Origin of the sequence: Streptomyces glaucescens (assembly GCF_000761215.1) — a bacterium.
GTDB classification, from domain to species: domain Bacteria; phylum Actinomycetota; class Actinomycetes; order Streptomycetales; family Streptomycetaceae; genus Streptomyces; species Streptomyces glaucescens_B.
Genome location: NZ_CP009438.1, coordinates 1,586,143 through 1,598,895 on the forward strand (window position 1 = coordinate 1,586,143; position 12,753 = coordinate 1,598,895).

Genomic DNA, 12,753 nt, shown 5'->3' on the forward strand with positions numbered 1-12,753 from the left:
ACGTGACGACCACCCTGCCTCCCCTGTACCGCACCGCCGCCGGGGCGGACGCGTCCGTGCCCGGACCGCCGGCGGCCGGGACCCCGGCCGCACCGGTGGACTTCTCCGCCTACTGCCAGGACCTCTTCGGCACCCTGGCCCGCTCCGACCAGCGCCGCTGGGGCGAGGTGTACGTCCGGGGGCTGCTGGACGTGCCCGGCCGCAAGACGCCGGCCCGGATCTCCGAACAGGTCCTCGGGCGCCGCGCGGTCCAGCAGATCCAGCAGTTCGTCAACCAGAGCCCGTGGCCGTGCGGCCCCGTGCGGCGGCGGCTCGCCGGACAGCTGGACCAGGCCTTCGCGACCGAGGCCTGGTGCGTCGACGAGGTCGTCTTCGCCAAGAACGGCGACCGCTCGGTCGGGGTGGCGCGGCAGTACGCGCCGTCGATGGAGCGCACCGTCAACTGCCAGCTCGCGCTGGCCACCTCGCTGGTGGGCCGGCACGGCGGGGTGCCGGTGAGCTGGCGGCTGCTGCTGCCGCAGCGCTGGGACCGCGACGAGGTCCTGCGCCGCCAGGCGCACCTGCCGGACGGGGAGCGCAGCCGGCCGCGCTGGCGGTACATCCTCGAAGCGGTCGACGAGATGCTGGAGGAGTGGTGCCTGGAGCCGTTGCCGGTGCTGGTCGACTGGCGCGGCGAGGGTGACGTGGCGCCGCTGCTGCGCGGTCTTGAGGCGCGCGGGCTGGCCTATCTGGTCGAGGTGTCGCCGACGGTCGCGGTGACGCTGCCGCGGCCGTGCGCGGGGTCCCCGCAGGGCAGCGGCACGCTGCTGGAGCTGGCCGTGCACGCGGCGCAGCACCGGGGGCGCACGCCGATCGCCTGGCAGGACCGGGCGACGGCGCGGATGCGGCAGTCCCAGGTGCTGTCCATGCCGGCGCTGCTGCAGTCCGAGGCCCAGCCGCCCGGTGCGGCCGGGCGGCCGGCCGAGTCGCGTCCGGCGCAGCGGCCCCGTCATCTGGTGACCGACTGGCCGTACGGCCGGCCGGCCCCGCGTGCCTACTGGCTGACCAATCTGCCGGCCCGCAATCTCCCGGACGTGCTGCCGCTGGCCCAGTTGCGGGCGCTGTCCGGGCAGAGCCTGGGCCGGATGCAGCGGGACTTCGGGCTGGCGGACTTCGAGGGCCGGTCGTTCCGCGGCTGGCACCACCACGTCACCCTCGCCTCGGTGGCGCTGGGCTACGACGCGCTGTGCTCGCCCTACCGTTCCCAGCCGACGGCGCCGAAGTCGATGTCGCCGAGGCCGGGGACGCCGTAGTTGGCGAGGCCCTCGCGGACGGCGAGCACCTGCGGGCGCTGGTAGAGCAGGACGTCGTGGGCGAGCTGCCAGATGAGGGCGTCGGCCTGGCTGTAGAGCCGGGTGCGGCGCCCCGCGTCCAGGGTGCGGCCGGCCTCGCGGAGCAGGGCGTCGAGGCGAGGGCTGGAGATCCTGCCGTAGTTGGCGTAGACCTGCTCGCCGTCGGTGGGGCGGTAGAAGGCGTGCAGGTCGCTCGGGTAGGACAGGCCGATGTACCGGCTGATCACCAGGTCGAAGTTGCCCCGGTTCAGGTACTGGGGCCCGTAGTCGTCGGCCGGGACCTTCTCGATCCGCACGTCGAAGCCGGCCTGGCGCAGCATCTGCTGGATCAGCTGGGAGAGGTCGAGACCGAGGCGGTTGGTGGACTGGCTGACGACGAAGCGCAGTCGCAGCGGGCGCCCGTTCCTGCTGCGCACCCCGTCCTCGCCGTCCCGGCGCCAGCCCCGGCGGTCGAGGATGCGCGCGGCTTCCTCGGGGTCGTAGCCGGACCCGGCGGAGTGGTCGGCGTAGCCGGGCTGGTTGGTCATGAAGAAGTGGTTGCCGAGCAGGGGCACGCCGACGGGCAGCCCTTCACCGGCGACGTCCGCGAGGGCCTGGCGGTCGATCGCCCGCAGCACGGCCCGGCGGACCTCGGGGTCGCGCAGCGGCCCGGCCGCCCCGTTGAGGACGACCTGGATCTGGTCCCAGGCGGAGCCGGTGCGGATGTCGGTGTCGCGGGCGTCGCGGAGCCGCTCGTAGACGTCGGCCGCGGCGGCGTTGACCGCGTCGATCTCCTGGTTGAGGAAGGCCTGTACGGCGGCGGTGGGGTCGAGGACGCGGAAGACGACGCGGTCGAGGCGGGGCCGGGTCCCCCACCACGCGGGGTCGGGCACGAGGGTGAGCGTGCGGGCGGTGGCGTCGCGTCGGCCGATCCGGAAGGGGCCGGCGGTGACCGGAGCCCCGTCCTGCCAGCCGGTGTTGAACCGGCCGGGCGTGCCGAACGCGGCGGCCGGGTACAGCGGGGTGAACAGCCGCTGCCAGTCGGCGATCGGCTGCCGGAAGGTCACCCGCACCTCGTGGTCGTCGGCGCCCGGGCGTACCGAGGCGATGTCCTCGTAGCCGCTGGGGTCGGCGATCCGGTAGCGGTCGTCGCCGCGCCCGAGTGCCTGCCACTGGGCGGCGAAGTCGCGCCAGCCGAGGGGTGTTCCGTCGGACCAGCGGGCCTCGGGGTGGAGGCGGTAGGTGACGACGGTGCGCGGGGTGGTGGCGGTGACGGCGGCGGAGCGCAGGTAGTCGGGGTCGGGGTGGGGCACGCCCTTGGCGTCCCGGGCGAACAGCCGGGGTTCGAGCATGCCGGAGATGGCCGACATCTCGTCGCTGGCGCCGTCGACGTGGTGGACGTTGAACTGGGCGGGCCAGCGGTACAGCGGGAGGGTGAGGGTGCCGCCCTCGCGGAGCCGTGACGGTGGCTGGGGGTTGACGTCGGTGCGGCCGTACGCCGGGACGGCGGCCTCGGGGGGCCGGCCGTCGCCGGAGCCGTCCCGCTTCGAGGCGGCGGTGCAGCCGCTCAGCGAACCGGCCAGGACGGTCAACACCAGTACGGCTCCGGACCATCTGCTGCGGACCGCCCACCCCGTCATCGCGCTGCCCCCTCCTCGGCGTGAAGCCATCTTCACCGAACGACAGCGCGGTCGCCACAAATGCGAACACATCTTCGCGAGCGACCCGGGAGCTTAACATTGGCGCGTTGTCACACGGATGAAGACGGACGCCCCCGATGCCCACATCGCCGGCAATACGGCTGACACGCGCGCTGTTATTACTTCTCGTTTCAACGTTCCTTTGCTACCTCATTTCCTCCGCCGCCCTCGATCCACGGGCCTGGTTCGAGGAGCGCACCCCGCGGCCGCCGGCCGCGGTCGTCGACCGGCGGCTGGCCGAACTCGGGCTCGACGACCGGCAGCCGGTCACCGAGCGGTTCGCCCGCTGGTCGTGGCGCGCCCTGCACGGGGACCTCGGCCGCACCCTCGACGGCACCCCGGTGGGCGAGGAGTTCGCCCGGCGGGCCGGTGTCACCGCGCGGCTGCTGCTGGTGGGCACCGTCGCGGGAACGGTCCTCGGGGTACTGGCCGGGGTGTGGGCGGCCGTGCGGCGGGGGCGGCTGCCGGACCGGGCGCTGACCGTCTTCTCCTTCGCCGTGCTGGCCGTGCCGCCCTTCGTCCTCGGGCTGCTGCTGCAGGCCGGGGCGCTCACCGTCAACGACGCCGCGGGCCGGACCGTGATCCGCTACACGGGCGAGCGGACCCCCGGCCTCCAGGGCGGTCCGGTGACGCAACTGCGCGACGCGCTCGTCCACTTGGCGCTGCCGACGGTCTCCGTCGCGCTCGGCGCGATCGCGCTGTACAGCCGCTACCAGCGGGCGGCGACCCTGGACGTGCTCGGCGCGGAGCACCTGCGCACCGCGCAGGCCAAAGGGCTGACTCCGGGGCGGGCGCTGCTGCGGCACGGGCTGCGGATCTCGCTGATCCCGCTGACCACCGTCTTCTCGTTCGGCTTCCTCGCCCTGTTCACGGGCGCGGTGTTCACCGAGCAGGTCTTCGGCTGGCACGGACTGGGCAGCTGGTTCGTCGACGCGGTGCACACCGGTGATGTGCACGCGGCCGTCGCCGTCGAGGTGTTCGCCGCCGCGCTGGTGCTGCTGGCCGGGCTGCTGGGCGACGCGCTGCACCGCGCGCTCGATCCGAGGGTGCGGCGGAGATGAGCCCGGCACGGGGGAAGGACGTACGGCGGCGGCTGGTGCGCTCGCCGGGCGCGGTGGCCGGCACGGCGCTGCTGCTCGGCCTGTTCCTCTTCGCGTACGCGGGTCCGCCGCTGGCGGGCTGGGGGTACGCCGACATCGACTACCGGGCGCTGCACAGCCCGCCCGGCGCGCGGCACTGGCTCGGCACCAACCGGATCGGCCAGGACGTGTTCGTCCAGAGCGCCCGGGGCCTGCAGAAGTCGCTGCTGGTGGGGACGCTGGCGGCGGCCGTGTCGACGGTGCTCGCGGCGGCCGTCGGGGTGTGCGCCGGCTACTTCGGGGGCTGGACCGACCGGGTGCTGACGTTCTGCGTCGACCTCCTGCTGGTGGTGCCGGCGTTCCTGGTCCTGGCGGCCGTCGCGCCCCGGCTGCGCGCGGCGGGGTGGCTCGCGTACGCCGGGCTGATCGCGGCCTTCGGCTGGATGATCACGGCGCGGGCGGTACGGGCCCTGACCCGGTCGCTGAGGGAGCGTCAGTTCGTCGTCGTCGCGCGGTACATGGGGGTCGCCCCCCTGGTGGTGATCCGGCGGCACATCCTCCCGCACCTGGCGTCCTTCCTGGTCACGGATGCGACGGTGACGGTCGCCGGGGCCGTGATCAGCGAGACCGGGCTGGCGTACTTCGGCTTCGGGGCGCAGCCGCCGGACGTCTCCCTGGGCACGCTGATCGCCGACGCCTCGGACGTGCCGACCACCTACCCCTGGATGTTCTACGTCCCGGCCGGGCTGCTGGTGCTGCTGATCCTGGCGTTCCACCTGATCGGCGACGCGCTGCGCCGGGCGCTCGACCCGGTGACGGCGGCCGCGGCCGTACGGGGCGCACCGTGAGCGGCGCCGGGGAGGTGCTGCTCACCGCCCGGGGGCTGCGGATCGAGCGGCCCGGGGACCGGCGACGCCCGGCACTGCCGCTGGTGCGCGGCGTGGACCTGGAGCTGCGGCGGGGCGAAGTGCTGGCGCTGGTGGGCGAGTCGGGCGCGGGCAAGAGCCTCACCGCGCTGGCGCTGCTCGGGCTCTGCCCGCCGGGGCTGCGGATGGGCGGCTCGGTGCGGCTGCTGGGGCGGGAGCTGGCCGGGCTGCCGGCGCGGGAGCTGGCGGCGCTGCGGGGCCGGCGGATCGCGATGGTGTTCCAGGACGCGCTGACGGCGTTCACCCCGGTGCAGCGGGTCGGGGACCAGATCGGTGAGGCACTGCGCATCCACCGGCGCCCGCGTCCCGGCCGGGCGGCGGCGCGGCGGGCGGCGGCCGGTCTGCTGGACGCGGTCGGGGTGAGGGAGCCGGAGCGGGTCGCCGACGCCTATCCGCACCAGCTCTCGGGCGGCACCCGGCAGCGGGCGATGATCGCCATGGCGATGGCCAACCGGCCGGACGTCATCGTCGCGGACGAACCGACCAGTTGCCTGGACGTCACCGTGCAGCGGCAGGTGCTGGCCGCGCTGGTGACCGCGCGGCGGGCGACGGGGGCGGCGCTGCTGCTGGTGAGCCACGACCTGGGGGTGGTGGCCGGGGCGGCGGACCGGGTCGCGGTGATGTACGGCGGGCGGATCGTGGAGAGCGGCCCGGCCGGCGCCCTGTTCGCGCGGCCCCGGATGCCGTACACCAAGGGGCTGATCGGCTCGGTGCCCCGGATCGACTCGGAGGTGCCGCCCACCCCGATGCCGGGCGCTCCCCCGGTCCCCGGACAGGCGGGTCCCGGGTGCGCGTTCGTGCCGCGCTGCCCGCTGGCCGAGGCGCAGTGCGGGGTCGCCGAGCCGGAACTCACCGGGGAGGACGGGCACGTGGCCGCCTGCCGCCGCGGCGGCGAGGCCGAGCGGCGTACGGCCGTGGAGCTGTTCCCCCCGGCGCCGCCCCGCCCGGCGCCCGGGGCGCGGGACGCCGGGCGGGAGCCCGTGCTCCGGGTCACCGGCCTCGCCAGGTCGTTCCCGGCGCCCCGGGCCGCCGGGTGGCGGCGGGGCGGGGCGCGGGAGGTGCGCGCGGTGGAGCGCGTCGACCTGGAGATCGGGAGCGGGGAGACGCTGGCCCTGGTCGGGGAGTCCGCGGCCGGGAAGTCCACCACGCTGCTGGAGGTGATGGCCCTGGCGGCGCCCCGGCACGGGAGGATCGAGGTCCTGGGCCGCGACGTCGCGACGCTCTCCCGCGGCGAGGCGCGCCGGATGCGGGCCGCGGTGCAGTACGTGCCGCAGGACCCGATGTCGAGCCTCGATCCGCGGCTGCCGGTCGGTGACATCGTCGCCGAGCCGCTGCTGGTGCAGCGGTGGCCGGCGGACCGGGTGGCCGCGCGGGTGGCGGAGGTGCTGCGCCTGGTCGGCCTGCGGCCCGAGGACGCGTCCGCCTACCCGCACCGCTTCTCCGGCGGGCAGCGGCAGCGGATCGCGCTGGCCCGCGCGCTGGCCGTCGAGCCGCGGCTGCTGCTGCTCGACGAACCGGTGTCCGCGCTGGACGTGTCGGTGCGGGCCGGGATCCTCGACCTGCTGCGCAGGCTGCGGGAGGATCCCGGCCCCGCGTGTCTGTTCGTCTCCCACGACCTGGGGGCGGTGCGGCACATCGCGGACCGGGTCGCGGTCCTGCACTCCGGTCGCGTGGTCGAGACCGGCGGGGTGCGGGAGGTGTTCGAGCGGCCGGGCCATCCGTACACCCGGGCGTTGCTGGCGGCGGTCCCGGTCCCGGATCCGGCGGCGGTCGCGGCCCCGGTGGAGCCCTCGGTCCCGCGGGGCGGCCCGCTCGCGGTCGGCGAGGGCGCGGCGGGGTGCCGGTTCCGGACAGGTTGCCCGGTGTTCACACGGCTGGAGGGCGGGCAGCGGGTGCGCTGCGAGCGGGAGGTCCCGGGGGTGCCGGACATTTCCGCGGGCCGTGGGCGCTGGATCGCCTGTCATTTTCCCGCCGGGCTCACGGAGCGGCGGTGAGCCGCCGCGGTTCGGTGGCCGGCGGACGGCGCGCCCATTCTCCGGTCAGCAGCAGCCGGTGCCGCCCGAGATGCCTTCGGTCACGGGACGGACGATGTCGTGCTTCGCGCCACCTGCTGCGACGTAGAACCCCCCGCACGCGAGGCCGGCGATGAAAAGCGTCGCCACGAGAATTATGAGCGACTTAGGTGTCACCTTTTCCCCCTCACCATAGGAATGACCTTCCTGACATATATAGTCATGCGACACGACAGCCCAAGTCAAGTTTTAGGCGGCAAAATATAATTCGATGGAACAGGAATTTCCCTTTCCCGTCATGGCATATGCCGAACAGGAGAAACGGTGGATTTCCTGTCAGCGGGCGCGCAAAGATGCACGAACCCGTTGGCGTGGACCAGTCATGCTGGTATCGTGATCTATGACATCTCAAGTCATGCGCTCACACCGGGAAGCCATATGGATCATGTCGCAAGCGCATCTCCGATCCACGTGGGCAAGCGCATCCGGGACCTTCGCGTCAAACGTGGCCTGAAGCAGCAGGACCTCGCGTCCAGCGATATCTCCGCGAGCTACATCTCGCTCATCGAATCAGGCAAAAGGGCGCCCTCGGACGCGGTACTCGCCACCCTTGCCAGGAAACTCGGCTGTTCTCCGGACCACCTGAAGACCGGGCACGACGATCACGCCCTGGAAGACGCCCGGCTGAAGCTCGCCTTCGCGGAAATGGCGCTGCGCAACGGGGACAACGGAGCGGCGCTCCAGTCCTTCGGCGAGCTTCTCGCCAAGCCCGACCTGCTCGATCCGCCGGCGCTGCTGCGCGCCCGCATGGGCCAGGCGGGGGCGCTGGAGAAGCTGGACCGCATCGAGGCCGCGATCCCGGTCCTGGAGGAACTGCTCAAGGAACCGGCGCTGGCCGCCGGCTCGGACGAGTGGTGCCGGGCCTCGGTCGCGCTCAGCCGCTGCTACCGCAACATGGGGGACCTGGCCCTCAGCATCGACATCGGCGAGCGCGCCCTGGCCACGCTGGACGCGCTCGGCCTGGACATCACCGTGGACCACATCCAGGTGGGCGCCACCCTCATCGCCTCCTACTACCTGCGGGGCGACTTCACCCGGGCCCACCTGCTCGCCCAGAAGCTCATTCCGGTGGCCGAGCAGCACGGCAGCCGGGCCGGCCGCGGGTCCGTGTACTGGAACGCCGGACTCGTCGCCCTCTCGCGCGGGCAGCTGCGCGAGGCACTGGCCCTCACCGAGCGCGCCCTCGTGCTGATGTCCGACGACGACAACCTGCGGCACGTGGCGATGCTGAAGCTGAACGTCGCCTGGCTGGAGCTGATGTCCGACCACCCCGACCCGGCCCGCGCCAAGCAGCTGCTGGAGGACGCCGGGCAGAGCCTCGCGGAGGTCGGCACCGCCGTCGAGCAGGCCAAGTGCGAGATCTCCCTGACCGACGCGCACACCCAGCTCGGCCAGTGGGACGACGCCGCCGTGCACGCCCGCCGGGCTCTCGGACTGCTCAGCTCCGGGCCCCGGCTCGAGGCCGTGGCGGCCCGGGTCAGGCTCGCCGAACTCCACCTGCTGCGCGGCGAGACGGAGGAGGGCCTCCAGTCGCTGCACGCGGCCACCCGGCAGCTGCGGCACTTCACCCCGTCGTACGAGACGGCGCACGAGTGGCGCCACCTCGGAGACGTGTGGAAGCGCCACGGCCGCGCCAAGGAGGCGCTGGAGGCGTACGACCAGGCCCTGGTGGCCTCCGGAATGCCGATGTCCTACGACCCGGCGCGGTCCTTGGCCCGGCAGCACCAGGGCTAGGACGTGTCCGCGAAGTCCCGCCCGCCTCCGGGCGGGCGGCGCGACTTCGCGGACACCCCCCGGTCCGGCCCGGTGTCCGGGCGCGCCGGGCCCCCCTCCCCCGTCGGTCGTCATCAGCGCGCCCGGCCCCCCGCCAGCCGGTGCACCGCGGCGAGCGGCACCGGCAGCCAGTGCGGCCGGTGCCGCGCCTCGTACACGGCCTCGTACACCGCCCGGTCGGCCTCGAAGGCGGTCAGCTGGGCGGCCCGGCAGGCCGGGTCCTCGCCGCCGCCGTCGGCGTAACCGGCGCAGAAGGCACGGCGGTTGCGCTGCGCCCAGGCGCCGGCCCGGCGCAGCCGGCTGAGCCGGCGGCCGGGGCCGGTGCCCGGGTCGGCCGGCTCGTGGTGCGGGCCGGCCGGGAGCAGGGCGGCCCGGGCCGCGTAGTCGAAGGAGCGCAGCATGCCCGCCACATCGCGCAGCACCGGCTGCGGCAGGGCGCGTTCGGCGGCGGGCGTGGCCGGCTCCCCCTCGAAGTCGACCAGGTGCCAGTCGCCGCCGGTGTACAGGGCCTGTCCGAGGTGGAGGTCGCCGTGGGTGCGCTGGGCGAGGACGGGGCAGCCCCGGGCGCCCAGCCTGCCGTACTCGTCGAAGAGGGCGGCGAGCCGGGAGCGGTGCCGGGCGAGTTGCGGGACCTCCGCCACCGCGGCGGTGAGCCGGCGCTTCATCCGGGCCGCGTCCGCGGCGATGTCCTCGGCGCTCAGCCGTGTGCGCGGGAAGGCCCGGGCGAGCGCGCCGTGCGTCTCGGCGACGGCCCGGCCGAGCGCCTGGGCGTCCGCGGCGAACCCGACGGCCGGGCCGGGGCCGGGGTCGGGGTCCGCGGCGGTGGTGAGGTGGTCCCGGGCGTGGGCGACCGCGCGCTGCCAGCCGTCCTCGGCACCGGGCAGGAACTCCTCGACCAGGCCGAGGGTGAGCCCGTCCAGGTGCAGCGAGCCGTGCAGCCGCGGGGTGCGCGGGCAGTCCTGGTCGGTGAGCGCGCGCAGCGCCTCGACCTCGGGGTGCGGGCCGGGTTCGGGGCGCCGGTACAGCTTGAGCAGCAGCCGGTCGCCGTACACCACCGCGCTGTTGCTCTGGTCGACGGCGAGCGGGCGCGGGACCAGGCCCACCGGGAGCGGGTGGCGGCCGGCCGGGTCCAGGCGCAGCGGCCCGGCCCGGCGGCCGGCGAGGGCCCGCAGCAGGGCGCCCATCAGCGCCGGGTCGGCCACCGCGTCGTAGAGCCGCTGTCCGGCCCACGGCCCGTAGGGCACCGTGCCGATGGCGGCGGGCTCCAGGCGCCGGGGCAGTTCGCTGCGCATGCCGAGCAGCAGCTGGTAGGCGGTGCCGGAGCCGGTCTCGACGACGGCGACGAGGAGGTCGGGCCGGCCCTCGCCGCCGATGACCGTGATCCCGGCGGGACGCAGGGCGGTCATGGTGGTCCCCTGGTACCAGCGGCGGGTCGCCAGCCAGGGGGTGAGGACGGGCAGCAGCGGGCGGAGCAGCGTCTCGGCGCGGCGGTGTCCCGGCTCCGCGGCGAGCGGGGCGGTGCGCGCCGGCCGGCGCGCACCGCCGACCGCGGCCCCGTGGTGGGCGGCGGGGCTCATCGTGACGCCGCCACGGCGGGTGAATCGTTTCCGCGCAGGGCGGGCGCGCCATGCGGCCGGGCGGCGAGCAGGTCGATGATCCGCCGGGCGAACAGATGGCAGTGGTCGCCGGTGCGGGCGGTCACCAGGTCCTCGTCGACGACCACGTCCTCGTCGACGTAGACCCCGCCCATGTTGCGCAGGTCGCCGAGCAGGTTGTTGTGGACCACGGCGCGCCGGTCGCGGACCATGCCCGCGACCGGGGCGGCCAGCCACATGCCGTGGCAGATGATGCCCTTGACGATGGCCGGGTCGGCGAACGCCCGGCGCAGGAACAGCGCGGCGGGCGGCAGCCGCCGCGGGTCCTCCGTGTAGCGGAGCCGGTCGGCGACCATGCCCGACGGCACGATGACCGCGCTGAACTCCTTCAGCGCGAACTCGTCGACGTCCTCGAAGGACTCGGTGACCGTGAAGGGCATCCGGTGCTCGTGACCGGTGAACGTCTGCCGGGGCTCCCCCCACAGCCGGGACAGGAAGTGGATCTCCGCACCCTCTTCGGGAAAGCGGTGCCGGTAGTAAAGGATCTCAGGTTCGTAGAAGTCGCTCTCCATCAGTACGGCGATCTTGTGCCCCGTCAGTCGCACGGTTACCGTCCCTTCCCCCGTCCGGTCACCAGGTCGATCAGGAACGGGCCCGGGTGGGCCAGCATCTCGGCGACCGCCGGGGCCGCCCCGCCCGGTTTCTCCACGCGCAGCGCCGGCACGCCCAGCGACGCCGACAAGGCGACGAAGTCGATGGCGGGCCGGGAGAGATCGAAGATCTCCGGATGGTCGTGCGCGGGGATGCCCTGTTCCCGCCAGTACTGCTCGATGTTGTCCTCCAAGAGCTTGTAGCTCCCGTTGTTGCAGATCACGAACTTGGCCCCGATGCCGTGCCGCGCCGCCGTCCACAGCGCCTGCACGGTGTACATGCTGCCGCCGTCACCGGTGAAGCCGACCACCGTGCGCTCCGGGTGGGCGAGCTGCGCGCCCAGCGCGCCGGGGATGCCGACGCCGAGGGAGCCGCCGCGGGTCTGGTGCCAGTGGCCGGGCTGGGTCGGCGGCAGCGGCCGGAACAGGTCCGGTGAGGCGGTCAGCGCCTCGTCGAACAGCACCGCGTCCGCGGGCAGCGCACGGGCCAGTTCCTCGGCGAAGGCGAGGTGCGGCAGGTCCTGCGCGGCCGCCGCCTCCTGGGCGCGCCGGGCCTCGGCCGCCCGGGCGCGGGCGCGTGCCGTGGCCGCCTCGCGCAGCCGCCGGGCCGCCGCCTCCCGGCCGGCCTCGCCCATCCGCTCGGCGAGCAGCTCCGCGAGCAGGCCCAGGGAGCGCCTGGGATCGGCGGCCAGGCCGACGTCCACCGGGAAGTTCTTGGCGATGGCGTCGGTGTCCAGGTCGATGTGGACCACCGGGACACCCTCCCCGAACACGCCCTCCAGGGCCGGGAAGACCTCGGGAAGCGCGTACGTGCCGCACAGCAGCACGGCGTCCGCGGCGCCCGTGACCCGGCGGCTGTTCTCGCCGAACATGTGGCCGAGCTGGCCGGCGTACGCGGGGTGCTCGGCGGACAGGTTGACCTCGGCCCAGTCCGCCCCCCACACGTCGGCGCCCCAGACCTCGGCCAGCCGGGCCAGCTCCGGCTGGGCCCCCGAGAAGTGGACGCCGTCCCCGGCGATCACGATCGGCCGCCGGGCGCCGGCCAGCAGCCCCGCGGCCCGCTCCAGGGCCGCCGGGTCCGGAGCGGAGGCGGTGTCGGGGTACGACACCGGCACCGCCTCCTCGCTGGTGGGCCGGTCCAGCACGTCGGCGGGCAGCACCACCAGCACCGGCCCGTACGGCGGGGTGCCGGCCACCTTGAAGGCGCGGCGCAGCACCCGGAGCGTGGAGCCGGGGTCGACCACGCGGGTGGCCCACTTGGTGACCGGCTTCGCCATGCCGACGAGGTCGGCGTGCATCTGCGCCTCCAGCCCCTCGTAGCGCAGTCCGGCCTCGCCGGCCACCACGACGAGCGGGGCGTGGCCGCGCATGGCCTGGTAGAGCATGCCGATGCCGTTGCCGAGTCCGACCCCGGAGTGCAGCTGGACGACGGCCGGACGGCGGGTGGCCCGCGCGTAGCCGTCCGCCATGCCGACGGCCACGGACTCCTGAAGGGTCAGCACGTACTCGATGCCGGGGAAGTGGCGCAGCTCGTCGAGGAAGCCCTGCTCCACCGTGCCGGGGTTGCCGAACATATGGGTGACGCCGTCGGCCGCCAACTGCTCCAGGAACGCTGCCCGGGCCGGCCTGCTGTCCATGTCCTCACGCC

Annotated in this window: 9 protein-coding genes; 5 read left to right on the forward strand and 4 right to left on the reverse strand. The window is 74.6% G+C overall.

Features of this window, described 5'->3' with window-relative positions; all coding sequences use genetic code 11:
- The first annotated feature begins 2 nt into the window (after nucleotides 1-2).
- Complete coding sequence (locus SGLAU_RS06890; RefSeq protein WP_244315185.1) at nucleotides 3-1,292, forward strand: transposase; 1,290 nt, start codon at nucleotides 3-5, stop codon at nucleotides 1,290-1,292.
- Here the strand turns inward: SGLAU_RS06890 and SGLAU_RS06895 are convergent.
- Nucleotides 1,235-2,950, reverse strand: coding sequence for an ABC transporter family substrate-binding protein (locus SGLAU_RS06895; RefSeq protein ID WP_078957626.1), 1,716 nt, complete (start codon nucleotides 2,948-2,950; stop codon nucleotides 1,235-1,237). The genes SGLAU_RS06890 and SGLAU_RS06895 overlap by 58 nt on opposite strands.
- A gap of 137 nt (nucleotides 2,951-3,087) precedes the next feature.
- Between SGLAU_RS06895 and SGLAU_RS06900 the strand changes: the two genes are divergently transcribed.
- From SGLAU_RS06900 to SGLAU_RS06915, 4 genes are all read left to right on the forward strand, one after another.
- Entirely contained in the window at nucleotides 3,088-4,071 is a 984-nt protein-coding gene (locus SGLAU_RS06900) for an ABC transporter permease (RefSeq protein ID WP_043499292.1), read from the forward strand.
- The gene (locus SGLAU_RS34330; RefSeq protein WP_043499294.1) at nucleotides 4,068-4,937 is read left to right on the forward strand and encodes an ABC transporter permease; all 870 of its coding nucleotides are present in this window, start codon (nucleotides 4,068-4,070) and stop codon (nucleotides 4,935-4,937) included. The genes SGLAU_RS06900 and SGLAU_RS34330 overlap by 4 nt, the downstream gene beginning before the upstream one ends.
- Nucleotides 4,934-7,009, forward strand: a complete 2,076-nt coding sequence (locus tag SGLAU_RS06910) for a dipeptide ABC transporter ATP-binding protein (RefSeq protein ID WP_412556218.1) — start codon at nucleotides 4,934-4,936, stop codon at nucleotides 7,007-7,009. The genes SGLAU_RS34330 and SGLAU_RS06910 overlap by 4 nt, the downstream gene beginning before the upstream one ends.
- A gap of 456 nt (nucleotides 7,010-7,465) precedes the next feature.
- Nucleotides 7,466-8,821, forward strand: a complete 1,356-nt coding sequence (locus SGLAU_RS06915; protein WP_043499297.1) for a helix-turn-helix domain-containing protein — start codon at nucleotides 7,466-7,468, stop codon at nucleotides 8,819-8,821.
- Nucleotides 8,822-8,934: 113 nt separating this feature from the next.
- Here the strand turns inward: SGLAU_RS06915 and SGLAU_RS35200 are convergent, their stop codons facing one another.
- Genes SGLAU_RS35200 through SGLAU_RS06930 form a run of 3 tightly spaced genes read right to left on the reverse strand, consistent with a single transcriptional unit; the run spans nucleotide 8,935 to nucleotide 12,742 of the window.
- Nucleotides 8,935-10,437: a maltokinase N-terminal cap-like domain-containing protein gene (locus SGLAU_RS35200; protein ID WP_159072769.1), complete on the reverse strand. Its 1,503-nt coding sequence runs from the start codon at nucleotides 10,435-10,437 to the stop codon at nucleotides 8,935-8,937.
- Nucleotides 10,434-11,060 (reverse strand): DJ-1/PfpI family protein, encoded by a 627-nt coding sequence (locus SGLAU_RS06925; RefSeq protein WP_052413650.1) that lies wholly within the window; start codon nucleotides 11,058-11,060, stop codon nucleotides 10,434-10,436. The genes SGLAU_RS35200 and SGLAU_RS06925 overlap by 4 nt, the downstream gene beginning before the upstream one ends.
- 2 nt (nucleotides 11,061-11,062) lie before the next feature.
- Complete coding sequence (locus SGLAU_RS06930) at nucleotides 11,063-12,742, reverse strand: thiamine pyrophosphate-binding protein (RefSeq protein ID WP_043499299.1); 1,680 nt, start codon at nucleotides 12,740-12,742, stop codon at nucleotides 11,063-11,065.
- Nucleotides 12,743-12,753: the final 11 nt, after the last annotated feature.

Coding starts and splice junctions, on each gene's coding strand:
- SGLAU_RS34330 (WP_043499294.1), top strand. CDS start 4,068: ATGAGCCCGGCACGGGGGAAGGACGTACGGCGGCGGCTGGTGCGCTCG.
- SGLAU_RS06930 (WP_043499299.1), bottom strand. CDS start 12,742: ATGGACAGCAGGCCGGCCCGGGCAGCGTTCCTGGAGCAGTTGGCGGCC.
- SGLAU_RS35200 (WP_159072769.1), bottom strand. CDS start 10,437: ATGAGCCCCGCCGCCCACCACGGGGCCGCGGTCGGCGGTGCGCGCCGG.
- SGLAU_RS06915 (WP_043499297.1), top strand. CDS start 7,466: ATGGATCATGTCGCAAGCGCATCTCCGATCCACGTGGGCAAGCGCATC.
- SGLAU_RS06900 (WP_043499292.1), top strand. CDS start 3,088: ATGCCCACATCGCCGGCAATACGGCTGACACGCGCGCTGTTATTACTT.
- SGLAU_RS06895 (WP_078957626.1), bottom strand. CDS start 2,950: ATGACGGGGTGGGCGGTCCGCAGCAGATGGTCCGGAGCCGTACTGGTG.